This window comes from Stenotrophomonas sp. 116085_Sma (genome assembly GCF_056479585.1).
The window spans coordinates 4284691-4307543 of sequence record NZ_CM151057.1; the positions used below are offsets into that span (position 1 = coordinate 4284691).

The window sequence follows — 22853 nt, forward strand, 5'->3', positions numbered from 1 at the left end:
CGGCCGTCACACCCTCATATCGCCCACCATGCAGACCCCAGCTGTCGCCAGGCCTCGCACCAAGCCCGCCGAAACCCGCCGGGAGGAACTGATGGACGCCGCGCAGGCGTTGTTCCTGTCGAAGGGTGTGGACGCCACCACCATCAGCGACATCGTCGCCGCGGCCGACGTGGCCAAGGGCACCTTCTATACCTATTTCGCCTCCCGCACCGAGATCCTGCAGGCGCTGGCGCAGCGCTACACGCAGCAGTTCATTGGCGAGGTCGAGCGGGCCGTGCAGCAGCACCCTGCCGGTGATGGCGCAGCGCGCCTCCGCGCCTGGATCCGCGCCAACGTCGAGATCTACGTGCGCACCCACGCGTTGCATGACGTGGTGTACGCCAACCATCACCACCACCAGCGCGGCAACGCCGAGCGCAATGCGATCCAGCAGCAACTGCTGGGCATCCTCGAAACGGGCAACGCAGCCGGACTGTGGCAACTGCCTGCTCCACAGGTCACCGCCTCGTTGATCTATGCCGGCGTGCATGGCGCCACCGACGACCTGATCGCCACACCGGCACAGGATGCCAATGCCTTCATTGCCGCCGTGGAAGTAGATTGCCTGCGCATGGTCGGCGTTCCGGCAGCTCCGACGCGCGGCGGCAGTCGCCGCTGAAGCAGCGCTCCCCGCTCAGGTGTGGGCGAGAATGTTCAACAGCCGCCCGAACGGGTCGCGGACGAAGAAGCGACGCACGCCCCAGGGCTCGTCGGCCGGGCCATACTCCAGCGGGATGCCGGCCGCGTGCATGCGCTCCAGCACCTGCTGCAGGTCGTCCACTTCGATCGACAGGTCGGGCACCGCAGTACCGGAACCCCCTTCGCTGGCAAAGCTCACCTGCGCCAGCGCACTGCCCTGCCCGCCATGGGTGACGATCCACCCATGATCCATCACCACCGGCATGCCCAGCAGCCCGCCATAGAACGCTGCGGCACGCGCCGGGTCAGGCGTGGCGATGTTGGCGACAATACGTTTGACGGCCATGCGCAGCGGCTCCGATGCGATTCCCCATCCTCGCCGCTGCGTGCATGGCCCGCAAGCGGGCTCAGGCCAGACGCCCGCATCGCCAACCGAGGCGATCGCTGAAACAGAAGAGCCCCGTCGATGACGGGGCTCCACGTACGGCTCAAACGGCGCGACTCACACGCCCATGCACAGATCGACCACGCAGGTGTTGTACGCCTGCTGGCATTCACCGGCATCGGCACCACTGGCCAGGCACATCTGATACGCCCGCCAGCAGGGCTGGTCGCAGGGCTCGACCGGCCCAGCCACTGCCACCGAACCGGTACACGCCAACGCGAGTACCGCCACTGCGATCACCTTCCTGATAACACGCATCGCCATCACTCCTTGATAAGCCTGGTGAGCCCAGGCCGGACCACGTTAGCGAGGACAGGGGGAGACGAAGTGAAGCCCTCTGTCACGCACACTTAACCCGTTCACAATTTTTCTTTCACATTCATGGGGGACATCGCCACGGATTGGCGTTAACGGCCTTGTTGTCCGTCCATCAAGGAAGTTGCCCGATGAATCACCCGCTGCACGGCCGTTCGTCCCACTCCCGCTCCCCGCTGCACAGCCGCCTCGCCCTGGCGGTGTCCAGCGCTCTGTTGCTTGCAGCCGCATCGCCCGTCATGGCCAGCGAAGCGCTCGACGCATGGCAGCAGCAGCGCCAGCTGCAGGCGGCCTGGGCACAGCCCGCCGTCAGCGCGCCTGCAGCACCGACGGCCACCACGCCAGCGGCAACCAGCACCGCCCTGCTCGGCAATCCGGGCGATGCCGCCAGCTGGCGCAGCGATGAGTTCAACGCCGACTGGGGACTGGGTGCGATGGGCGCCGACTACGCGTATGCCCGCGGCCTGACCGGCAAGGGCGTGCGCCTGGCGCTGTTCGACACCGGCTCGGCACTGGCTCACCCCGAATTCGCCGGCCGCAACACTTCCAGCATCACCATCGGCCCGAACTGTGCGTCACCAGGAACCGTCGGCGGTACCGGCGCGTGCAGCCAGACACAGGGGGATCAACCGGGTATCAACTACTACACGCTCGGCGCGGGCGTGCCTGCTTCCCTGCAGGCCAACATCATTGCCGCAGGCCGTGAATGGGGTTTCCGCTATGCCGATCACGGCACGCATGTCCTCGGAACCATTGGCGCCAATCGCAATGGCACGGGGGTGCACGGCGTCGCCTTCGGTGCCGATCTGACGACCGCCCGTGTATTTGGTGACACTTACTACGAGTGGAGGCGCCAGGCGAGCGGAGGCTACCTGCCTGAAGCCGTGGAACGGACGGACCCCGACGACGCAGCCACGCTGGACATGTACGCACAGCTGCAGGCACAGGGCGTGCGTGCCATCAATCACAGCTGGGGCATCTCCACCCGGAACATGACCGTTGCCGCGCTGGATGCCCAGTACGCACGCATCGGCGCCGGCTACGACGTATACGGAAGCATCTACAAGGACAGTGCGAACGCCCCTGCTTCGCAGTTGATCCAGGTCTGGTCGGCCGGCAATGGCAGCGGCGCCGTTGCCGGCATCACCGCGGCGTTGCCGCGCTGGAAGCCGGAGATCGAGCCCTACTGGCTGGCCGTCGCCAACGTTCGCCAGCCCAATGCAGCCAATGGCGAAACCGACTACGTGATCAACGCAGGCTCGAGCATCTGCGGCGCTGCAGCCAACTGGTGCATTTCCGCGCCCGGCACGGCAATCCTGAGCACCATCGTTTCCGGTGACATCCGGGGACGTCTGGAGAAGACCGCAGACTACGTCCGTCTTCTCATCGACAGCCAGAATCCCACGTACGACTACGGCCAGAAGACCGGTACTTCCATGGCCGCCCCCCATATCACCGGTGCACTCGGCCTGTTGATCGAGCGCTTCCCCTACCTGGACAACGCCCAGGTGCGCGACGTCCTGCTGACCACCGCGCGCGATCTGGGTGCCGCAGGCGTCGACCCGATCTATGGCTGGGGCATGGTTGACCTGCGCAGGGCCATCGAGGGCTATGGCTCGCTGCGCGTGGATACCAGCGTGGTGATGAACCAGAAGGCCGGTGGCCTGAAGGTGTGGGAAGGCGATGCCTGGGACGACTGGACCAATGACATCGGCGGCCCCGGCAGGCTGACCAAATCCGGTATCGGTTGGCTGCGCCTGAGCGGCAACAACAGCTTCAACGGCACGTTGCTGCGCGAGGGTACGCTGGAGCTGAACGGCACCAACACCCTCACCTCCGCGGTCGAGGTGCAGGCCGGGCAATTCCTGCTCAACGGCAGCCTGGTCGCCACCGCACTCATCACCACGGGTGGCGTCAGCACAGTCAGCGCCGGCGGCGTGCTGAAGGACGGCAACCTGACCGTCAACGGCGGCGTGGTGTCCTTCAACGGCATGCAGACCGGCGGCACCACCACGGTCGGCAGCAACGGCCTGCTGAAGGGTATCGGCACGTTGGGCAGCACCCGGGTGGACGGCACCATCGCCCCCGGCAATTCGATCGGCACGCTGACCGTCAACGGCAACTACGTGCAGGGCCCGACCGGCGTCTACGCCGCCGAACTCGCGCCTGGCGGGCGCAGCGACAAGTTGCATGTGACCGGTACCGCCACCCTCGGCGGCACCCTGGTCGCGTTGCCGGAACCGGGCATCTACTATCTCGGCGAGCAGTTCAACTTCATCCGCGCCGACGGTGGCATCAACGGCCAGTTCGCGAAAACCGACTTCAGCGCGTTCTCGCCGTTCCTGAAGTTCAGCCTCGCCTACGGTACCAATGGCACCCGCATCGACGTGGCGCGTGGCGCCACGCTGGCCAGTGCAGCCACCACGCCGAACCAGCGCGCGGTAGCGACGGCCGCCGATCTTCTGGCAATCAGCCAGGGCCTGCCCAAGCCGCTGACCCAGCTGTTCCCGCAGCAGGTTGGCGGCGTGCTCGACGGCCTCAGCGGCGAACTGCACGCAGCTACGCCGCTCGCACTGGTGGAAGGCAGCCGCTACGTACGCGATGCTGCGCTGTCGCGCGGTGCAGGGGCAGTCGCGCCGGGCGCCGATGCGGGCGACGCCACCGGCGCCTGGGTGCAGGCTCTGGGCGGCAACAGCAAGCTGGACGGCAACAGCAACACCGCCCGCACCGAAGCCAACAGCAACGGCCTGCTGGTCGGTATCGACCGCGAGTTCTCCGGCTGGCAGGTCGGCGTGCTGGCTGGCACCGGCCGCACCGACGTCAAGCAGCAGGCCCGTCGTGCCAAGTCGAAGATCGACAACACCCACTTCGGTGCATATGCCAGTCACAACTGGGGCGGCTTCGGCCTGCGTGGCGGCGTCGCCTGGAGCAAGCACAAGGTGAAGAGCACCCGCGATGTCGACTTCGCAGGGTTCAGCGACAGCCTGAGCGCACGCTACAACGCGCATACCCGCCAGGCCTTCATCGAAGCCGGCTACCGCTTTGGTGACCCGGAGGCCGGGCTGGAACCTTACCTGCAGGTCGCCCGCGTGGAGGTGGACCTGAAGCAGATCAACGAGCGCGGTGGTGCAGCCGCCCTGCACGGCAAGGTGGACGACACCAGCACCACGATCGCCACCGCTGGCCTGCGCTTCGACAAGGGCCTGAAGGCATCGTTCCAGAAGGACAGCTGGCTGCACCTGCGTGGTGGCGTGGGCTATCGCCGCGCCTCGGGCGACCGCAGCCAGCTGGGCAACCTTGCCTTCGCCAACAACAGCACCGCGTTCGCGGTCGAAGGCGCGCCGATTGCCGACAGCGCCGTGGTGGCCGAGCTGGGGTTGTCGGCGTGGCTGACCCCGCGCCAGCAGCTGGAGCTGGGTTACAGCGGCCAGTACGGCAGTGAAAGCCGCGACCACAGCGCCAACATGCGCTGGTCGGTTCGCTTCTAGACGCGTGTTCTCTTGACGGTTTGGGGCGGCCTTGCGGCCGCCCCTTTTTTTTCAGGTTCCGCCCTGATCGATCAAGCGGCCTTCATCGCATGCTTGCGTGCCCGCATGACGTTGTGGCACTCCTGCACATCCGGCATCAGCTGGGTCACTTCCTGACGTACCGCCGGCGGCAGATCGTTGTCCTGCAGCACATCCTTGAACGCGCCCAGCAGGCGGTCTTCGGACTCTTCCAGTTCGGCCACGTAGCCATAGTTGGTATCACCAAACGCGGCGCGCACCTTGCCGTAGAACTGCTGCATCGAACCGACCATGGTGCCATGTTCGGCCGGCTTGCCACCGCTGGCGGCCACCGAACCACTCAGTGCCGCGACGATGCGGCCCTTGACGCCGGCGATGCGGGTGAACAAGGCCGACAGCTCGGCATCCTTCACCTTGGTGGCCGCTTCTTCATAGAACGACTTGCCGTCACGAGCGATCTCGATCAGGTCGTTGAGGCGATGTTCGATGGTGGACTGGGTGCTCATGGCGTTGCTCCTGTGTGATCGATGTGCGGGGGAGAAAAGCAGCATCACGACGCTGCCTGTGGGAACACTGTGGACACCTCGGCGTGGTTCGCAGGTGAGTACCGGTTGATGCGCACGTCACTTCACCCAACCCGCACTGACTGCCTCACGCCGCAGCGTTTGGCCGTTCACATCGAACAGCCTTCGCCTGCATCACCACGGCACGAAGAGGATGATCAGCACGATCACCAGTACAGCGGCGAGCACTCCCATCAGTACGTTTCGCTGGCGCCAGCTGGGCGTGGGTTTGCCTGGAGTATTCATGTCTGCCTACCTCTCTGCACGGATGACCCCGGCAGCCTGATGGATGTGCGACAGCGAGTACGTGCAGAGTCCGTGCAGGCGACGTATACATCGATATCGACGATGTCGATTCTGGGACCGTCATTCGTCGAATCAGGACGAGGCAGGCCCGTCGGCCTGCAGGAGCGCCCCGATCTCCCCCATCCTCACCGCCTTCGCCACCTCCCCCGACCGCGGCCAGGGCCTGCCCCGTGACATGCGCGTGCGCTGGGCACTGGAGGAGCTGGGCGTGCCCTACGACGTGCAGCTGCTCACCTTCGCCGAAATGAAGCAACCTGCCCACCTGGCGCGGAATCCATTCGGGCAGATTCCTACCTGGCAGGACGGCGACCAGGTCCTGTTCGAGTCCGGCGCAATCGCCGTGCACCTGGCCGAGCTACACCCTGGCCTGCTGCCGCGCGATCCGGATGCTCGCATGCGCGCGATCATGTGGGTGTTCGCTGCGTTGAACACAGTCGAGCCGCCCATCGTCGAGCGCTCGATGGCCTGGGTTCTGGAGCGCGAACAGCCCTGGTATGCGCAGCGATTGGTGATGCTGGACGAGCGCGTGCGGATGCGTCTCTCACAGCTGTCCGCATGGTTGGGCGCGGCGGCGTGGGTTGACGGCGAGTTCGGCGTGGGCGACCTGATGATGGTCTCGGTGCTGTTGCGCCTGAAGAGCAGTGGTCTGCTCGATGAGTACCCGCTGCTGGTTGCCTATGTGGCACGGGCGACGCAGCGTCCCGCCTATCAGCGCGCGTTCGCGGCGCAGTTGGCGGTATTCCAGAACGGGTAGCTCCACGCCACGCGTGGAAACACTCAGGGCAACCTGCGCCGGCAGGCGGCCTGTACCAGCATCAGCTGCGCCACCAGGATCAGCATCGCGCAGCCTGACAGCAGCCACGGATCGATGTACCACTGCGCGTTGAAGCTGAAATCACCAGCGGAAATGCGCTTCCAGCCGTTGAAGTGCTGCATTGCCGCGACCACGAACGCGAAGCCACCACTGGCGAATGCAAGCCAGGGCACGACGATGCCGCCCGGCCGCGCGAACAATGTCAGCACGCCCAGCACACCGATGACAGTGCGTTGTACGCGGCAGTACGGGCAGACATAGGCCATCCCGCTCCATTCCACCGCCCAGGCCAACAGGCTGACCAGCACGGCCGCGCCTGCGGCGGTGTACAGGACTTTCGGCGTGATCGTCATGCCACCCTCGTTTGCCATCCCGCACTCCTTCGTTCAAAGACCCGGGCAGCGTAGCAGCGCCGCAGCCTCATCCCTTCTTGATGACGGTCCGCTTGCCGAGGGTGCTGGTCTTGCCAGCAGTCGGCCTGGCCAAGCCAGGAATCAGGAAATCGGTGGCCTTGTGGCCCATCGACACCTTGGACGCCAACCAGCGCGGCATGCGCCCGCGACCGGTCCAGGTCAGGCGCTTGTATTCCGGGTCGCGATACTTGGGCGCGACTTTGCCGGATTTGCGGCGGGCGGGCTTGCGCGCGGGCGCAGGTGTTTCCGAGGCTTCACCACCGAAGAGTTCTTCGAGGGTGTAACCAGCTTCGGCCGCAGCGGACTTCAACATCCGCCGCACCGCGCTGGCCGGGCGGCGGCTGGAAATGAGCTGTTTCCGCTGTTCAGCGGCAACCACCAAGGCGCCCAGCTCCCGAAGGCTGAGCGATTCAATATCGATCGTCATGGTGGAAAGGTCTCCTGCGGGCGGCCAGCTGTCAAGGCGCCTTGCCCGCTACGTAGACACGGGCTTCACTGCCGGTGGGCTCCGATCGCCTTCGCCAGCCATCTCCGAGGAAACCGACGTGAGCCACTCATCGCATTCGCTCGCCTACCTGCTTGCGCGCATCCTGCTGATGGCGCTGTTCCTGGTATCCGGCATCGGCAAGCTCGGCGACCTCAACGGTACCCAGGGCTACATGGAAGCCATGGGGGTACCCGGCATCCTGCTGTGGCCCACCATCGCCTTCGAGATCGGCAGCGGCCTGTGCATCCTGCTGGGCTTCCAGACCCGGCTGGTGTCGGTCGTGCTGGCAGGTTTCAGCGTGGTCACCGCTTTCATCTTCCACCACAACTTCGCCGATCAGACCCAGCAGATCATGTTCCTGAAGAATCTGGGGTTGGCCGGTGGGTTCCTGCTGCTGGCCTGCACCGGGGCCGGGCGCTACAGCATCGATGGGCGCGGGCGGCGCGGATGAGCACGCGGCATGCCGCCATCACCCCTGGCTCACGGGCTGGACGCGCTGCAGACGCAGGTTGCGCCATGTCGGCGGGGAGCTGCGGAAATCCACCGCTTCGCCATCGCTGGTGAACAGCAGGCCTGGCTCCACTTCAGTGACCAGGCGGATGCCATCGATGTACAGCCAGCCCTGTCGCTGCTCCAGCACCACGGACATCGACGGTTTCCCCCATTGGTCGATGCGATAGCGCCCCAGCCAGGGTTGCCAATGGGGCGCGTGCGGCCCGGTGGACCCATCGATGGGATCGTTCTGGTCCAGGCCATCCTCGCCGTTCGTACATTCCAGGTGCGCCGGCAGCATCTCCGTCGCCGCATGGTAACGGTACGTCGCAACCTCTCCATCGGTGTCCACGGTGAACAGCTGATCGCCGTCGAGGGCCGCAAAACGGCTGCCCAGAGCTTGCGCCCCACGATGCAGTTGCAGTTCACCGCTTCCGGCAATCACGATCTTCGCCTTGCCGCTGCGCCCGATCCAGTTTCCCGCCATCTGCTGCATCTGGTCCTGGTTCAACCTGATCGGCGCCAAGCTTGACAGGGGCACACGCGGCTGACGGGGCCCGAAACGCGCCGACAACAGCTGATCGAGCAGATGCTCGCCGATGCCGTACCCCGCAGACGTCGCGCGATTGAACATCGCGGCAAATCCAGCGTCTGCCTGCCTGCAGTAGGTGAACACGCACCCGAATCCGAAGCCCCCGCCGCGGTGGTGCAGCAGCCGCACCGGTGTACTGCCGTAGAGGCGTTCGCTGCGCATGACACCGAGCCCGTAGTCACCGCCCAGGCCGAAACCATGCATCTCGTCCCAGAAACGGGGCTCAAGCAGCTGCTGCGCACCGGCTTGGCCGCCACCGAGCAGGAAGCCAAGATACTTCGCCATGTCGGCGGCACTGGTCCAGACGCCTCCCGACACCACCAGCGGCGTCACCGGCGGTACCTGCGCATGGCCATCCTGGGTTCCCAGTGCCCGCCCCTTGCTTGCCAGGTAGATCGAGGCATCGGCCGTACTGTCGTGCATTCCCAGCGGCTCGAAGATCCGGCGCTGCAGCCAGGCCGGATAGCTGATGCCCGCAACCTGCTCAAGGACATGACCGGCAAGGTCGAAGCCCAGGTTGGAGTAGCGATAGCGCGTACCCACCGGAAAGCGCAGCCATGTCTGCGAGATGCTGCGGACGTGCGCATCAAAGCCCGGCGACGCCGGTTCGTAGTTGTTGCCCAGGGGCGCCTCGTGCGTGAATCCCGCGCGATTGGCAAGCAGCAGGCGCAGGCTGATGCGCTCCTGTGGAGCATGCTCGAAGCGGCTGCGCACCGTGAACGACGGCAGATAGCGGGTAATGGGCGCGTCCAGATCAAGGATGCCGTCCTGCACGGCCAACAGCACCGCCACCGCCGCGAAATTCTTCGAGGTGGACTGGATGCTGAACATCGTGCTGGCGTCTACGGGCACGCTGCCCTGGCCTGATGCGTGACCGAAGCCTTCAGTCCAGCGCACCTGCCCGCCTTCGACCAGGCAGACGGCAGCGGCACCGATGCCGCTGCCTTGCATGGCGGAGCAGATCACGCCGCGCTCCGCGTCGATCAGGCTCGCGGTGGTGACGCTTGGCCGCGCCAGGGTAGCAACACCGGTAGGCATGAGCGCGGCCGCAGGAACAGCCGCGGCATTGGCCAGGAAGGTGCGACGGCTGAGCGTACCAGGCATCAGATCACTCCACTTCAGCATGCCGCCATCTTCCCGCCAGCAGAAATAGCAGGGCATGTGTCATTCGGCATAGAGTGCGGTGATCGATGGTGCTGCACCTTCGCCGGCTGCGCAGGCCTCAGCCCGGAGGGTCCGGCAAGCGGATTCCCTGCGCCAAAACAAAGGCGCGGGACTCGCTCCAATAGGCCTGTGGCGGTTCCCGCAGCTCTGGTCGCGCCCAGTAGTCGTTGCCATGCAATGCGCTCATCACATGGCACCAGCCGTCACGCGGATCGTGAACCTGAAATCGCCCGCGATGATGGCGCGGATGATACGCGTAGTAGCCAAGCGCCTCCTGGCGCGCTTCATCCGGCCAACGACCCGCCTGATGGACCAGCGTCCATGCACGCATGTGGCGCGCATGCGCGAGCGCGCCAAGGTACTCGTCCTCATCCAGCAGTGGGACCCGCTCACTGCGGGCCAGGCACAGTGCGTCCGATTCGGCTTCGTAGCCCAGCGACGGCTCCGCCAGTTCCGGGTGCTGCTGCCAATACCCTTCGCCCTTCACGTGCAGCATCGCCCAGTGCCAGGGCTCGTCGTGGAAGATCAGCGCGTGTTCGTATTCGCGGCCGGGGCTATGGTCGGGATAGCGCTTCCGTGCCTGTTCGAGCGCCTGCGCCTCGGGCACCTGGCCATAGTGGACCAAGCACCAGGCAAACAGGTGCCGGCAGTCTTCGATTTCGGTGGTGAAGTCTTCCACCGGGGTATCGTTGCTGGCCATGGTCGATCCCTGTGTGCGGATCAGATGGTACCGACGCTGCAGGTCGCGGGGGTGAGCGATGAGGCCTGCGACCGGTCATGCGAGGTCGGTTGGTGGGCCCATCAGGATTCGAACCTGAAACCAAGGGATTATGAGTCCCCTGCTCTAACCGTTGAGCTATAGGCCCTGCGCAGCGCCACAGTGTAGTGGAGGCCGCGCTCGATAGGCTACCCGGCAGCAGCAAGAGCCTCAGCAGCACGTCCCAACCGCTTCTCCGCCACGTCCGCAAACCACACCTGCCGCCGCAGGTGTGCGTGGAACAGCGCCACCGTCCTCCCGGCCTCTTCCAGCCCCTTCTGCTTGTCGCCTCCGAAGCTCGCAAGCAACCCAGCACCCGACTGCGTCAGCAACGCCAATGTTGCTCTTCGGGCGAATCCCAGTGAATCCTCGCGCTCGTCGCGCATCACATCTTCCCAATCCAGTAGCGGCGCAAACGCGCAGTCATGCGCGTCCGATTCACGCCTACCGTGCCCGGCAGCAATTTCCTTCAGCTCCATACTCACTCTCCTACGATTCGTCGAACCTCTTCCGCCTCCTGTTGAGAGAGGCGACCGGGCGCTTCAACACGGTCGTAGGGCCGCCCGCAGCTTTCCCCCTTGCAGGGTCTTGTATGACTGCGCGCCACCCGGCCAGAAACCCTTGGCTCACCGCAATGGCGAGAGTTGCGGTTTGACCTTGGATTGCCTGCTGTTGCAGCAGACAGTCCGCCTACGACGGTGTGTTGATCACCTGCCGGGGACTGTGTGGAAGGAAGGCTAGAGGCTTCAATTGGTGAATGCGACATTGCGTGCGCTTATCACTCACATCCGGCTACTCATTTCATTGAGGCACTTGGGGTTTCGGCTGAATGACCACTTCCCACGGCAGCGAATCGCAGCGAAGGCCTCAACAATTCTCAGGCCAGTTGCGTCACAAGGTGCGGCAAGCAGCCGACGCCCGTTAAGAAGACCCGCCGGATACGTCATCGCGAACAGCAGCCGAGCATGGCTCGGCTCTACAGAAAGCGCAGGCACCCCAAAAAGAAAAACCCCGCACCAGGCGGGGTTTCTCTCAACGCTTCAACAACCGCCCGATATCAATCGATATCCAGGAAGCTGCGCAGCTGCTCCGAGCGGCTCGGGTGACGCAGCTTGCGCAGGGCCTTCGCTTCGATCTGGCGGATGCGCTCGCGGGTCACGTCGAACTGCTTGCCGACCTCTTCCAGCGTGTGGTCGGTGTTCATGTCGATGCCGAAGCGCATGCGCAGCACCTTGGCTTCCCTCGGGGTGAGGCCGGCCAGCACGTCGCGCACGGTTTCAGACAGATTGATGTTGGTGGTGTTCTCGATCGGGGACTCCACGTTGGTGTCCTCGATGAAGTCGCCCAGATGGGAATCCTCGTCGTCGCCGATCGGGGTTTCCATCGAGATCGGCTCCTTGGCGATCTTCATCACCTTGCGGATCTTGTCTTCCGGCATGTCCATTTCCTTGGCCAGCTCCTCCGGCGTAGCCTCGCGGCCGTACTGCTGGAGCATCTGGCGGGAAATGCGGTTCAACTTGTTGATCGTCTCGATCATGTGCACCGGGATACGGATGGTGCGTGCCTGGTCGGCGATCGAGCGGGTGATCGCCTGGCGGATCCACCAGGTGGCGTAGGTCGAGAACTTGTAACCACGGCGGTATTCGAACTTGTCCACGGCCTTCATCAGGCCGATGTTGCCTTCCTGGATCAGGTCGAGGAACTGCAGGCCGCGGTTGGTGTACTTCTTGGCGATCGAGATCACCAGGCGCAGGTTGGCCTCGACCATTTCCTTCTTGGCCTTGCGCGCCTTGGCTTCACCGTAGGCCATGGCACGGCTGATTTCCTTCAGCTCTTCCAGGTCCAGCTGGGTCAGCGTCTCGATGTCGATCGTCGCCTGCTGTTCGGCGATGATCTGGTCCTTCACTTCGCGCAGGGCCGACGACCACTTCTGCTTGCGCTTCAGTGCGTCTTCCACCCACTCCAGGTTGGTCTGGTTGCCTTCCCAGGAACGGATGAAGTCCTTGCGCGGCATGCGCGCGGTGACGGTCGCCAGGTTCAGCACGCGGCGCTCATGGGCCTTGATCGACGCCATGGTGTCGCGCAGCTGCTTGGTCAGCACATCGGTCAGCGGCAGCGGCAGCTTCAGGGTGACGAACACCGCCGACATCTCTTCGCGCAGGCGCGGCAGGTTCTTCTTGTCGCCCTTGGTCGCGGCCTTCTTGAAGGCGTTGAAGGCATCGCTCAACGCCTGCATGCGTGCAGCGACTTCCTCCGGGTCCGGACCGGTCGGTGCGGCTTCTTCCTCGCCACCCTCGACATCATCGTCCTCGTCCTCGTCGCCCTCGGCGTCCGCATCGCTGCTGTCATCGGCAGCGGCGGCCGGCGGTGCCGGCTCTTCGTCGGACAGGTCGTTGAAGCCGACGATCACTTCGGCCAGGCGCTTCTTGCCTTCCTTGTGGGCTTCGTAATCGGTCAGCAGCGACTCGACCGAGACCGGGAACTGGCCCAGGGCAGCCTGGACCTGCGAAAGGCCTTCCTCGATGCGCTTGGCGATGGCGATTTCGCCTTCGCGGGTCAGCAGCTCGACGGTGCCCATTTCGCGCATGTACATGCGCACCGGGTCGGTGGTACGGCCACCTTCGGTGTCGAGCGCGCTCAGCGCGGCGGCAGCTTCTTCGGCCGCGGTGTCATCGACTTCGCGGTTGCCGGTGTTGCCATCGTTGAGAAGCAGGGTTTCCACATCCGGCGCAACTTCATGGACATCGATGCCCATGCCGTTGATCATGCCGATGATGTCTTCGATCTGTTCCGGGTCGACCATGTCGTCCGGCAGATGGTCATTGACTTCGGCGTAGGTCAGGTAGCCCTGTTCCAGGCCCTTGCTGATCAGTTGCTTGATTTCGGATTGGGCAGGACGTTCGTTGGCCATGTAGTGCTCGCGCCACCGGCTAGGGAGAAATAGGGAACGTAGCATTATACCAGCCCGGGGCCCCGCCTGCCGGGCGGTGGTCCCGCAGGCTCAGGGCCTGAGAAGGAAGGTCACGGGACCGTCATTGACCAGGCTGACGACCATATGGGCACCAAATCGGCCCGTTTCCACCCCTGGCGCGTGATTTTCACGACAGATCTCGACAAAACGATTGAACCCGCGTTCAGCCTCGTCCGGCGGCGCGGCCGTGGTGAAGCTCGGCCGCATGCCCGATCGGGTGTCGGCGGCCAGGGTGAACTGGCTGACCAGCAGCAGGCCGCCGCCGGTATCGCGCAGCGAGCGGTTCATCTTCCCGGCCTCGTCGGCAAATACCCGGTAGCCCAGCAGGCGCTCGGCCATCCGCCGCAGCTGGGCCTCGGTATCGCCCGGCTCCATGCCGACCAGGGCCAGCAGGCCGGGCCCGATCTGCCCCACGGCCTCATCGTCGACATGGACGGCGGCCTGGCTGACACGCTGGATCAGGACGAGCATCGTGGGCTTCCAATGAACAGGGCCGGCCACGATAGCAGCGCCCTTGGCTAAACTGGCGCCGATGAATCCGCAACGCAAAGCCCGGCTGGTCTACCGCGCCACCACCCTGTTCGCCCGCCTGCCCTGGCCGCTGCTGCGGGCGTTCGCGCGCGCCCTGGCGTGGGCGTGGATCGCCCTCAATGCCCGCGAGAGCCGTGTCACCCGGCGCAACCTGGAGCTGGCCTACCCCGAGCTGGACGGCGCTGCCCGCGATCGCCTGCACCGGGAACTGCTGCGCTCCACCGCCCTGCAGGCCATCGAAACGCTGCGGCTGTGGAGCCAGACGCCGGCCGACAACCTGCGCCTGCACCTGAAGCAGCGCCATGGCGAGGCCCTGTACGACGCGGCGCTGGCCAGCGGCAAGGGCGTGATCGTGGCCGCCCCGCACTACGGCAACTGGGAGCTGCTGAACCAGTGGCTGGCCTCGCGCGGGCAGATCGCCATCGTCTACAAGCCGCCGGAGGACGAAGCCAGCGATGCCTTCCTGCAGCTGGTGCGCGGCGGGCAGAACGTGCAGCAGGTGCGCGCCGAAGGCCCGGCCGTGCGCCAACTGTTCAAGGTGCTCAAGGACGGCGGTGCCACGGGCATCCTGCCCGACCAGCAGCCCAAGGCCGGCGATGGCGTGTTCGTGCCGTTCTTCGGCGTGCAGGCGCTGACCATGACCCTGGTCAACCGGCTGGCCGAACGCACCGGCGCCACCGTGCTCTATGGCTGGTGCGAACGCATCGGGCCGGACATGGAATTCGCCCTGCACATCGAGCCGACCGACCCGGCCGTGGCCGATCCGGACCCGCTGGTGGCGGCCACCGCCCTCAACGCCGGCATCGAACGCATCGCCCGCCGCGACCCGGCGCAGTACCAGTGGACCTACAAGCGCTATACGCTGCGGCCACCGGGCAGCGATGAGGAAGATCCCTACGCGACCGAAGAGCATCCCCACTGACGGCCTCGCGCCCCGGGCCGCGCGGTCCCTGCTACCCGCGGCCGCACCACGTTGAATACGACGCCGTCGCCCCCATAGAGACTGCGATGTCCGCCTCCCCCGGTCCTGCCATGTCTGCTGCTTCTTCCCTGTTCGGCGATCCGGCCGCGATCCGCTGCGAGCGCGCGGTTGCCGAACTGCGTGCCGGTCGCCCGGTGCTGCTCCACGATAGCCAGGGCCAGCGCCTGGCGGTGATCGCGCTGGACAGCGCCACGGCCAGCAGCTTCGCCGCCTTCGCCACTGCCGCCCGCGAGCGCCATTATCTGTTCCTGACCGCCACCCGTGCCCGCGTGCTCGGCGTGGAGGCACCGCAGGGCGCGCGCCTGCCGCTGAGCGGTGTGGCCTTCGATGCCCTGCCCTCGCTGGGCTACCTGCGCGAACCCGGTCCGATGCCGGAAGGCTGGAGTGCCGGCGACGCCTTCGATGCCGGCGCGGTGGAACTGGCCCGCCTGGGCCTGCTGCTGCCAGCGATGGTCGCGGTGCGTCTGGACGTCGATGACCATACTTTCGACGGTGCGGCCGAGGTGGCCCTGTGCGACCTGGCCGAAGGCGCAGCACATGCGGCCCACGACTACGAACTGGTGGCGCGTTCGCCAGTGCCGCTGCGCGACGTCGGCATGACCACCTTCGCAGTCTTCCGCGGCGGCGTGGCGCAGCGAGACCAGGTCGCGATCATCGTCGGCGAGCCGGATCTGTCGGCCGTGGTGCCGGTGCGCGTGCATTCTTCGTGCCTGACCGGCGACCTGTTCGGTTCACTCAAGTGCGACTGCGGCGACCAGCTGCGGCGCGGCCTGCGCAAACTGAAGGAACTGGGCGGTGGCGTGCTGCTGTACCTGGACCAGGAAGGCCGCGGCACCGGCATCGCCGCCAAGATGCGCGCCTATGGCTACCAGCACGACGGCCTGGACACCATCGACGCCGATGCGCAGTTGGGCTTCGGTGCCGACGAACGCCGCTATGGCAGCGCGGTGGCGATGCTGCGCGGCCTGGGCATCACCCGCGTGGCCCTGCTCAGCAACAACCCGACCAAGGCGCAGCGCCTGCGCAACGCCGGCATCGAGGTGCTGGACTGCATTCCGGTCACCGGCGAGATCACCGCCGAGAACGAGCACTACCTGCGCACCAAGGCCGACCGCGCCGGCCACCTGCTGGATGTCGATGCGCTGATCCAGGCTGCCCAGTAACGCAGCCGACCTGCTACCGTCTGCGCGGTGCGGCCATGGCCGCTACCGCCCGCCCTGCTGCCTGACGGAGCCCGCGTGACCGACGCCTCGATTCCTGCACCACCCGACACCGATTGGCAGTCACTGCCGCAACGTGCGGCCCGCCTGGCCGCACTGGAAGGTGCCTTTGGCGGCCTGTTCATCCCGGGCCTGCCACTGGCGGCGGCGGCGTGGTTCTTCGATCTGCCCGGTGGCCTGTGGACCGCTGCAGCCGGACTGCTCATGGGAATCGCCTTTGGCGCATGGCTGGGCCGTCGACGCCTGGTCCGCACCCGTTGGCGGCTGGACGCACAGGGCCTGGGCCTGCGCCGCGACCTCATGTGGCAGCTGGAAACACGTATCCCGCTCTCGCGAGTGCAGCATCTCGATCTGCGCCGGGGCCCGCTGGAGCGCCGTGCCGGCCTGGCCACGCTGATCGTGCACACCGCCGGCACCCGCATGAGTGCGGTGACCGTGAGCGGCCTGGACGAAGCCGACGCCGAACGCCTGCGCGACACCCTGTCCCACCAGCTCGACCAGGACGCCGACGCCCTGTGAGCCTGCCGCCCCCCCTGCCTGCACCGCTGCCCGCTGGCACCGAGGACCACCGGCTGCACCCGTGGTCGTGGCTGTTCGTGCTGCTGATGCAGCTGCGCCACTATTTGCTGCCGCTGGTCGCGCTGCTGGTGTTCGGCCAGCGCGGCGACCGCGATCCGATGTGGGCCCAGCTGATTCCGCTGACGGCAATTGCCGCGCTGGTCCTGGTGTCGGTGCTGCAGTACCTCAGCTACCGCTACCGCATCGGCAGCGATGCGATCACCGTGCGCAGTGGCCTGTTGGCGCGCAACCGCCGCGAGATCCCGTTCGCCCGCATCCACAACGTGGAAGTGCGGCAGAACCCGCTGCACCGCCTGTTCGGCGTGGCCGAGCTGCGCCTGGAATCGGCCGGCGGTGTGCGCCCTGAAGCGGAAATGCGGGTACTGAAGCTGGACCAGGCGCTGGCGCTGGAACGGCTGGTCCGCCAGCGCGGGCAGGCGCCGCAGGCCGACGACGCCGTGGATGCGCCGCCCATTGCCGACGTCGACAGCGAACACGTTCTGCTGCGGCTGTCCAGCTGGGACGTGGTCCGCATGGGACTGCTCTCCAACCGCGGCTGGGCACTGGCGGTGGCCGCGTTCGGCGTGCTGTTCCAGACGGTGCCGCGGCCGGTGATGGACGATGCCATCCAGCGCGGCGGCCGTGAGGCCTTCGGCTATGCCAGCCACCTGCATCCCGGCGTGACCGGCGCCTTCCTGCTGGTGGCGGCAGCCCTGCTGCTGGGCTGGCTCGCGCTGCGCGTGCTGTCAGTGGTGCTGACCCTGTTGCGCTACCACGGCTTCACCCTCGTCGAGCAGGACCGCCGCCTGACGGTGTCGGCCGGGATGTTCAGCCGCACCCGCAGCAGCGTGGCACGTCGCCGCATCCAGGCCTGGACCCTGCGCGAAGGCACCCTGCAGCGCTGGTTCGGGCTGCGCCAGCTGCGCATCGACAGTGCCGCCGGTGGCCCTTCGCGTGATGAGGACCGCGCCCTGCGCGAACTGGCGCCGCTGGCAACCCGCGAACACTGCACACAGCTGGTGCAGCACCTGCTACCCCAGCTGCACTGGCCGCCAGCGCAATGGCAGTCCATTCCGCAGCGCGGCTGGTGGCGGCTGTGCCTGGGCGCGCTGCTGCTGGTGCCACTGCTGGCCGTCGCCGCGTACTGGCGTTGGGGCCCCTGGGGCCTGGTCGTGCTGGCCTGGCTGCCGGTCGCACTATTGGTCGCACACCGGCAGATGGCGCGCATGGGCTGGTATCTGGACGAGCACTATGTGGCCGTGCGCGGCGGCTGGTGGAAACGCTGGTGGCGCTGGGCCGAGCTGGACAAGGTGCAGGGCCTGCGCCTGCAGCGTTCACCGCTGGACAAGCTGCTGGGCACCAGCAGCCTGCAACTGGATACCGCCGGTGCACATGGCGACGTGGCACTCACCCTGCATCATCTGCCGCAGGCAGAGGCACAGCAGGCGATGGATCAACTGGCGGCCGCGCTGGTGCGGCGCAAACTGCGCTGGTGATGCGGGCATCCACGCAGGGCGTGGATCTACTGGACATCACTGCGTGCGTGGACGCCCGACGGTAGAGTCGACTGACAGTCGACTATCGCGCGCAGCGCGGGGGGCGCGACCCGAGGGAAGAGCAGTCGACTGACAGTCGACTCTACCCGGGCGACGCCGTCGCGCCCGATCACCGCTGCGAGGGGCCCCAGTAGCCCAGATCCTTGCGGATCTGCAGGTCGCGCATCCAGCTGCCGAACGGCTTGCGGCGCAGCGCCCCCATTTCACCGGACAGGAAATCCTCGGTGGCCGCGATCACGCGCTCGCTGGAAAGGCCATCGCGGTACGGGTGGATGGCATCGGCGTAGCGCACGATTTCCGCCTGCAGCGCGGCGTCCGGGTGCAGCGCGCGCTGCAGCATCGCCGGCAACTGTGCCGGGTCGTCGAAATCAATCATGTGCGGCTTCGGCACGCGGTTGCGGAAGGTCACCACCGGCTTGTGCTGGACGATGAATTCCGAAACGATCGACGAGGTGTCCGACACCAGCACATCGGCGGCACGCTGCGCGGCCATCACCTGCTCCGGCTCGATGAAGCGGGCATTGGTACCGGCCAGCGCGCGGTAGCGCTCGAACAGTTCCGGCGGACATTTGGGATGCAGGGTCAGCAGCCAGTAACGCCCACCGGCCGCGATATCGGCGGCGATCTGCGGATGCAGGTGCGGGGCCGCGCTCAGCCGCTCGGTGAAGGTAGAACCAAACAGGATCACCGGGCGGTCGCCGGCCGGCGCGCGCAGTGCGGCGCTCTCGCCACCGTCATCGCGGAACAGCGGGTCCAGCTTCGGCCAGCCGGTCTCGGCCACCGCGAAGTGGCCCTGCTGGGCCGCGATCTCGCGGAACGGCGTGGTGGTGGCCGGCCCCTGCGTGCAGTACAGGTCGAACATGCCGCGCACCCGGAAGTGGCCGCGCGCACTGTCGCGCTTTTCCACATTGAAGCCATGGAACAGCTGTACCTTGGCCCCCGAAAGGAAGGTCGGCACCCAGTTGGCCGCGCTGAACACCGCCCGCGGGCGCATTGCCAGGGCCTGCTTCAGGCCAACGTTGGGCACCCCCGGCAAGCTGCTGCCGGCTGCGCCGCCTTCGAACCAGGCCGCAACTTCCTGCCCGGACGCGTGCAAGGCCTGCGCCAACGGGGCGAGAATAGGCAGCGCATAGCGCTCCGTCGCAAACAACAGGTATCCGGCCATCATGTCCTCCACGACCGCTCCCATCGAACGGCCTCGCATCTCGGCGTGCATTATCGCGTTCAACGAGGCCGGGCGCATCGGCGACTGCCTGGCCTCGCTGGCCTTCTGCGATGAGATCGTGGTGGTGGACTCGCAGTCCACCGATGCCACCGTGGCCATCGCCGAGGCGGCCGGTGCCCGCGTGCTGCAGCGCGTGTTCGAGGGCTTCCGCAGCCAGAAGGCGTTCTGCGTCGAACAGGCCAGCCACGACTGGGTACTGTGCCTGGATGCCGACGAGCGCATCAGCCCCGAGCTGCGTACGGCCATCGAACAGGCCCGTGACGGCGGCTTCGCCGACCACGCCGGCTACCGCTTCGCTCGCCTGTCCGAATACTTTGGCAGGTTCCTGCGCCACGGCAATGCCTACCCGGACCGGGTGATGCGCCTGTTCGACCGTCGCCAGGGCGGCTGGCGCGGCAAGCGCGAGATCCACGAGGCGGCCAGCGTCGACGGCAGCGTCGGCACCCTGCGCGGCGATCTCATCCACTACCCCTATCGATCATTGCAGCAGCAGCTGGCCAAGACCGAGAAGTACGCGCGGATGATGGCCGAGCACGAATTCGCGCGTGGCAAGCGGGCCACGCTGGGCAAACTGGTGCTGGCCCCGGCCTGGCGGTTCTGGCGCGGCTTCCTGTTCCGCGGCGGCTTCCGCGACGGCTGGCACGGCCTGGTCTATGCCTATGTGCGTGCCAACTACGTACGGCAGAAAACCATCATGCTGTGGATGCTGGGCAACGGACAGGCGGTGGCCGATCCTCCGGCTCCCGTGGAACGGCCCTGAGCCGGCTGTGTCACACTTGCCGCGCGTTGCCTGAAGATCCCCCATGAAAATCCTCTACACCAACTTCCACTACGGCGACGGTGGCGGCCACACCACGTACATCGTGTCGCTGGCGCGAGCCCTGCATGGCCAGCACACGCTCCATGTCGCAGCCCCCGCCGACAGCCGCCTGCTGCGTACGGTGGCCGAGGAAGGAATCGCCACCCCGCTGCCGATGGCCTTTGGCAGCGGCCTGCCGACCCTGCCACAGCAACTGGCCGAGCAACACGCGCTGCGCCGGCTGGTGCGTGACGAGGGCATCGACCTGGTCCACGTCAACGGTGCTCGTGACCACCGCTTCGTGATGCAGGGACTGCTCGGCATGCGCCGCCCACCGATCATCCTGACCAAGCACAACAGCAAGCCCACCCGTACACTGGGCAATGCCGTCAGGGCACGCTGGGCCACCGACCGTGTGATTGCGGTTTCGGCCCACACCGGGCGTCTGCTCGAGCAGGGGCCCTACCGACGCTGCCCGATCGATGTTGTCCGCAACGGCGTCGACCTGGACCGCTTCGCACCGCTGCCGGCCGACGCCGGCCAGGCGATGCGACGGCAATGGACGCAGGACCCGGATGCGCTGCTGCTGGTCAGCAACGCCGGCACCGATGACTACAAGGGCTGGATCGACCTGGCGCAGGCCATTGCCCTGCTCCCCGACGCGATCCGCCCGCACGTGCACATGGCGGTCGCCGGGCACCTGCCCAGCGCGCAGCAACGCGCGCAGGTGCAGGCCCTCGGTGACGTCGCCGCGCAGGTCCACTTCACCGGCCTGCTGGCCGATACGCGGCCACTGATCGCCGCCGGCGACGTCGGCTTCGTACTGTCCAACGACATCGAAACGATCTCCTTCGCCTGCCGCGAAATGATGGCCAGCGCCAGGCCGATGCTGGTCAGCGACTACGCGGGACTGCCGGAAAACATCGAGCAGGGTGTCGACGGCTGGGTCGTGCCCACCCGCAACGTGGCCGCCATCGCCGCGCAGGTGCGGGCGGTGTATGAACAACGCCAGGCGCTGCCGGCGATGGGCATGGCCGCACGCCGCCATGCGGAGCGCGAGTTCGGCCTGCAGACTTTCGCCGGGGCGACCCTGGCCAGTTACGAAGCGGTGCTGGCCTCGGCCTGATCTGCCCGGCGCGGCTCGGACAGGGCCAGCAGCAGGGCAACCCAGGCGGCATAGAACGAAGCGGTTCGCATGTCACGCAGCATCATTTCGGTGACCCCGAAGACGGCGAATGCCACGCAGATGCTCAACCCTGCCGCGGCATGCAACCGCGACCGTTCGTCGCCACGCCACAGGCGTGGCACGAACACCAGCGCAGGGGCCACGTAGACCAGCACCAGGCCAAGCCCCCCCAGCACGCCGTAGGTGGCCAGGAAATACAGCAGGTCGTTGTGGGTCTCGCCGAAATCACGCGCGACCATCGCCGACACCTTTCCCTGTCCTGCAAGTCGTTCCAGTTCCTGGCGGAAGCGATCGCCACCACCGACACCGAACACCGGCTGCTCGCGGATCATGTAGCCCGCCGCGGTCCACAACTGAAGGCGGATGCAGACCGAGGTATCGGCCAGGTGGTCGGCACTGCAATCGCCATACTCGCTCACGCCAGCATCGATGCGATCGCGCAGCGCACCATCATGGGTGGCGATAATGCCGACACCGGCCGCCAGCACCAGGCCCAGCAGGATCTTCATCCGGCCAAGCCGGCGCCCCATCACCAGCAGGCCGATCAGCAGGAAGCAGGGAATCGCCAGCAGGCCACCGCGGGTCTGTGTCCACAGGAATGCGACCAGGCCAAGGATGCCGGTCAGCAGCTTCAGCGTGGCTTCGATGCGAGTGAAACGGGTCACCGGCAGGCCCAGCGACAACAGGCTCAGCACACCGAACAACAGGGTCAGGTCGCCGTAGGTCACCGCATTGAACTGCTGGGTGGCAGGCCGCACGCCTGTCTCCAGCGCCAACCAGCCAATGATGGCTGCTGCCGCCCATACTGCGGGCAGGGTGCCAAGCATCGCCCGCGCGAGGATCCTGCGCGGCACCCGCAGCGCGGCGAACAGGATCAGCAGCATCGACAACAGGCGCGCGGCCTTCTCGACCTCCGATCCCTTCCAGATGCCATGCACGCCCAGGCTGATCAGCACGCCGGCCAGCATCACGCCCATGCCGATGCCCATCCACGCATAGCGCCGGGCGGAACCGGGCAGCAGGCGCGGAGCAGCCGAGGGGACCAGCAGCAGGACGACCGACAGCAGGATCGCCAGGTAGAACCCCGCGCTGCCGCCCTCCATGGTGATCATCAGCAACGTCGGCAACGCGCCCAGCACCACGGCGTAGGCGCCGGCCAGCAGGCCCGTCGTGCGGGAGGTAGGCAGGGAAAGCGGAGTCACGTGGTGCGGTCGGCAGGTCGGTAGCGATAGACCGGCACGGTGCCGGGAGCGGTCCTCATTCTAGGACAGAGCAGGCCGCTGGTTGATGCAG

General features: G+C 66.6%; 22 protein-coding genes and 1 tRNA gene. 10 read left to right on the forward strand and 13 right to left on the reverse strand.

The features are described from left to right. Window positions 1–28 precede the first annotated feature (28 nt). Entirely contained in the window at window positions 29–658 is a 630-nt protein-coding gene (locus tag ACZK0Z_RS19810; protein ID WP_049429455.1) for a TetR/AcrR family transcriptional regulator, read from the forward strand. A gap of 15 nt (window positions 659–673) precedes the next feature. Here the strand turns inward: ACZK0Z_RS19810 and ACZK0Z_RS19815 are convergent, their stop codons facing one another. Together ACZK0Z_RS19815 and ACZK0Z_RS19820 are read right to left on the reverse strand one after the other, a co-directional pair. After that, window positions 674–1024, reverse strand: a complete 351-nt coding sequence (locus tag ACZK0Z_RS19815) for a VOC family protein (protein WP_005411161.1) — start codon at window positions 1022–1024, stop codon at window positions 674–676. Between the two features lie 156 nt (window positions 1025–1180). Further along, window positions 1181–1381: a hypothetical protein gene (locus tag ACZK0Z_RS19820; protein ID WP_049429454.1), complete on the reverse strand. Its 201-nt coding sequence runs from the start codon at window positions 1379–1381 to the stop codon at window positions 1181–1183. Between the two features lie 188 nt (window positions 1382–1569). On the opposite strand from ACZK0Z_RS19820, the gene ACZK0Z_RS19825 reads away from it, so the two are divergent. Then, complete coding sequence (locus ACZK0Z_RS19825) at window positions 1570–4926, forward strand: autotransporter domain-containing protein (RefSeq protein WP_197632481.1); 3357 nt, start codon at window positions 1570–1572, stop codon at window positions 4924–4926. 71 nt (window positions 4927–4997) lie between these two features. Here the strand turns inward: ACZK0Z_RS19825 and ACZK0Z_RS19830 are convergent, their stop codons facing one another. Then, complete coding sequence (locus ACZK0Z_RS19830; RefSeq protein ID WP_049429452.1) at window positions 4998–5450, reverse strand: PA2169 family four-helix-bundle protein; 453 nt, start codon at window positions 5448–5450, stop codon at window positions 4998–5000. A gap of 475 nt (window positions 5451–5925) precedes the next feature. Here ACZK0Z_RS19830 and ACZK0Z_RS19835 point away from each other — a divergent pair, with 475 nt between their 5' ends. Then, window positions 5926–6567, forward strand: a complete 642-nt coding sequence (locus tag ACZK0Z_RS19835; RefSeq protein WP_049429466.1) for a glutathione S-transferase family protein — start codon at window positions 5926–5928, stop codon at window positions 6565–6567. Between the two features lie 23 nt (window positions 6568–6590). Here ACZK0Z_RS19835 and ACZK0Z_RS19840 read toward each other — a convergent pair whose 3' ends face one another. Together ACZK0Z_RS19840 and ACZK0Z_RS19845 are read right to left on the reverse strand one after the other, a co-directional pair. After that, window positions 6591–6998, reverse strand: coding sequence for a hypothetical protein (locus ACZK0Z_RS19840; protein ID WP_049429451.1), 408 nt, complete (start codon window positions 6996–6998; stop codon window positions 6591–6593). A 49-nt stretch (window positions 6999–7047) separates the two neighbouring features. After that, complete coding sequence (locus ACZK0Z_RS19845) at window positions 7048–7467, reverse strand: H-NS histone family protein (protein ID WP_049429450.1); 420 nt, start codon at window positions 7465–7467, stop codon at window positions 7048–7050. 118 nt (window positions 7468–7585) lie between these two features. Here ACZK0Z_RS19845 and ACZK0Z_RS19850 point away from each other — a divergent pair, with 118 nt between their 5' ends. Beyond that, window positions 7586–7978, forward strand: coding sequence for a DoxX family protein (locus ACZK0Z_RS19850; protein ID WP_100443696.1), 393 nt, complete (start codon window positions 7586–7588; stop codon window positions 7976–7978). 18 nt (window positions 7979–7996) lie between these two features. On the opposite strand, the gene ACZK0Z_RS19855 is transcribed toward ACZK0Z_RS19850, so the two are convergent. From ACZK0Z_RS19855 to dtd, 6 genes are all read right to left on the reverse strand, one after another. After that, a complete protein-coding gene (locus ACZK0Z_RS19855; RefSeq protein ID WP_414489364.1) occupies window positions 7997–9772 on the reverse strand; it encodes a serine hydrolase domain-containing protein in 1776 nt (591 codons plus the stop codon). Window positions 9773–9833: 61 nt separating this feature from the next. After that, entirely contained in the window at window positions 9834–10475 is a 642-nt protein-coding gene (locus tag ACZK0Z_RS19860) for a hypothetical protein (protein ID WP_049429448.1), read from the reverse strand. A 90-nt stretch (window positions 10476–10565) separates the two neighbouring features. Continuing rightward, window positions 10566–10641: transfer RNA gene (locus ACZK0Z_RS19865), tRNA-Ile, on the reverse strand. Window positions 10642–10681: 40 nt separating this feature from the next. Further along, entirely contained in the window at window positions 10682–11011 is a 330-nt protein-coding gene (locus ACZK0Z_RS19870) for a hypothetical protein (RefSeq protein ID WP_219632053.1), read from the reverse strand. A gap of 578 nt (window positions 11012–11589) precedes the next feature. Then, window positions 11590–13443 carry an RNA polymerase sigma factor RpoD gene (gene rpoD / locus ACZK0Z_RS19875; RefSeq protein ID WP_049429436.1) on the reverse strand — a complete coding sequence of 618 codons (1854 nt, stop codon included), beginning with the start codon at window positions 13441–13443 and terminating at the stop codon, window positions 11590–11592. 90 nt (window positions 13444–13533) lie between these two features. After that, the gene (gene dtd / locus ACZK0Z_RS19880; RefSeq protein WP_043034581.1) at window positions 13534–13974 is read right to left on the reverse strand and encodes a D-aminoacyl-tRNA deacylase; all 441 of its coding nucleotides are present in this window, start codon (window positions 13972–13974) and stop codon (window positions 13534–13536) included. A 61-nt stretch (window positions 13975–14035) separates the two neighbouring features. On the opposite strand from dtd, the gene ACZK0Z_RS19885 reads away from it, so the two are divergent. From ACZK0Z_RS19885 to ACZK0Z_RS19900, 4 genes are all read left to right on the forward strand, one after another. After that, entirely contained in the window at window positions 14036–14956 is a 921-nt protein-coding gene (locus tag ACZK0Z_RS19885) for a lauroyl acyltransferase (RefSeq protein WP_049429435.1), read from the forward strand. An 86-nt stretch (window positions 14957–15042) separates the two neighbouring features. Then, window positions 15043–16179 carry a GTP cyclohydrolase II RibA gene (ribA, locus tag ACZK0Z_RS19890; RefSeq protein WP_197632483.1) on the forward strand — a complete coding sequence of 379 codons (1137 nt, stop codon included), beginning with the start codon at window positions 15043–15045 and terminating at the stop codon, window positions 16177–16179. A 75-nt stretch (window positions 16180–16254) separates the two neighbouring features. Next, on the forward strand, window positions 16255–16755 hold the full coding sequence (locus ACZK0Z_RS19895; RefSeq protein WP_049428937.1) for a PH domain-containing protein: 501 nt from the start codon (window positions 16255–16257) through the stop codon (window positions 16753–16755). Beyond that, on the forward strand, window positions 16752–18290 hold the full coding sequence (locus tag ACZK0Z_RS19900) for a PH domain-containing protein (protein WP_197632484.1): 1539 nt from the start codon (window positions 16752–16754) through the stop codon (window positions 18288–18290). Before ACZK0Z_RS19895 ends, ACZK0Z_RS19900 begins: the two co-directional genes overlap by 4 nt. Before the next feature lie 169 nt (window positions 18291–18459). Here ACZK0Z_RS19900 and ACZK0Z_RS19905 read toward each other — a convergent pair whose 3' ends face one another. Further along, window positions 18460–19518 carry a CDP-glycerol glycerophosphotransferase family protein gene (locus tag ACZK0Z_RS19905; RefSeq protein ID WP_197632485.1) on the reverse strand — a complete coding sequence of 353 codons (1059 nt, stop codon included), beginning with the start codon at window positions 19516–19518 and terminating at the stop codon, window positions 18460–18462. Between ACZK0Z_RS19905 and ACZK0Z_RS19910 the strand changes: the two genes are divergently transcribed. After that, window positions 19517–20335, forward strand: coding sequence for a glycosyltransferase family 2 protein (locus ACZK0Z_RS19910; protein WP_049428934.1), 819 nt, complete (start codon window positions 19517–19519; stop codon window positions 20333–20335). The genes ACZK0Z_RS19905 and ACZK0Z_RS19910 overlap by 2 nt on opposite strands. A 43-nt stretch (window positions 20336–20378) precedes the next feature. After that, a complete protein-coding gene (locus ACZK0Z_RS19915; RefSeq protein ID WP_049428933.1) occupies window positions 20379–21500 on the forward strand; it encodes a glycosyltransferase family 4 protein in 1122 nt (373 codons plus the stop codon). On the opposite strand, the gene ACZK0Z_RS19920 is transcribed toward ACZK0Z_RS19915, so the two are convergent. After that, a complete protein-coding gene (locus tag ACZK0Z_RS19920; protein WP_049428932.1) occupies window positions 21473–22762 on the reverse strand; it encodes an O-antigen ligase family protein in 1290 nt (429 codons plus the stop codon). The two genes, ACZK0Z_RS19915 and ACZK0Z_RS19920, sit on opposite strands and share 28 nt — an antisense overlap. Window positions 22763–22853: the final 91 nt, after the last annotated feature.

Coding starts and splice junctions, on each gene's coding strand:
- ACZK0Z_RS19810 (WP_049429455.1), top strand. CDS start 29: ATGCAGACCCCAGCTGTCGCCAGGCCTCGCACCAAGCCCGCCGAAACC.
- ACZK0Z_RS19815 (WP_005411161.1), bottom strand. CDS start 1,024: ATGGCCGTCAAACGTATTGTCGCCAACATCGCCACGCCTGACCCGGCG.
- ACZK0Z_RS19820 (WP_049429454.1), bottom strand. CDS start 1,381: ATGCGTGTTATCAGGAAGGTGATCGCAGTGGCGGTACTCGCGTTGGCG.
- ACZK0Z_RS19825 (WP_197632481.1), top strand. CDS start 1,570: ATGAATCACCCGCTGCACGGCCGTTCGTCCCACTCCCGCTCCCCGCTG.
- ACZK0Z_RS19830 (WP_049429452.1), bottom strand. CDS start 5,450: ATGAGCACCCAGTCCACCATCGAACATCGCCTCAACGACCTGATCGAG.
- ACZK0Z_RS19840 (WP_049429451.1), bottom strand. CDS start 6,998: ATGGCAAACGAGGGTGGCATGACGATCACGCCGAAAGTCCTGTACACC.
- ACZK0Z_RS19845 (WP_049429450.1), bottom strand. CDS start 7,467: ATGACGATCGATATTGAATCGCTCAGCCTTCGGGAGCTGGGCGCCTTG.
- ACZK0Z_RS19855 (WP_414489364.1), bottom strand. CDS start 9,772: ATGCCCTGCTATTTCTGCTGGCGGGAAGATGGCGGCATGCTGAAGTGG.
- ACZK0Z_RS19860 (WP_049429448.1), bottom strand. CDS start 10,475: ATGGCCAGCAACGATACCCCGGTGGAAGACTTCACCACCGAAATCGAA.
- ACZK0Z_RS19870 (WP_219632053.1), bottom strand. CDS start 11,011: ATGGAGCTGAAGGAAATTGCTGCCGGGCACGGTAGGCGTGAATCGGAC.
- rpoD (WP_049429436.1), bottom strand. CDS start 13,443: ATGGCCAACGAACGTCCTGCCCAATCCGAAATCAAGCAACTGATCAGC.
- dtd (WP_043034581.1), bottom strand. CDS start 13,974: ATGCTCGTCCTGATCCAGCGTGTCAGCCAGGCCGCCGTCCATGTCGAC.
- ACZK0Z_RS19885 (WP_049429435.1), top strand. CDS start 14,036: ATGAATCCGCAACGCAAAGCCCGGCTGGTCTACCGCGCCACCACCCTG.
- ribA (WP_197632483.1), top strand. CDS start 15,043: ATGTCCGCCTCCCCCGGTCCTGCCATGTCTGCTGCTTCTTCCCTGTTC.
- ACZK0Z_RS19910 (WP_049428934.1), top strand. CDS start 19,517: ATGTCCTCCACGACCGCTCCCATCGAACGGCCTCGCATCTCGGCGTGC.
- ACZK0Z_RS19905 (WP_197632485.1), bottom strand. CDS start 19,518: ATGATGGCCGGATACCTGTTGTTTGCGACGGAGCGCTATGCGCTGCCT.
- ACZK0Z_RS19915 (WP_049428933.1), top strand. CDS start 20,379: ATGAAAATCCTCTACACCAACTTCCACTACGGCGACGGTGGCGGCCAC.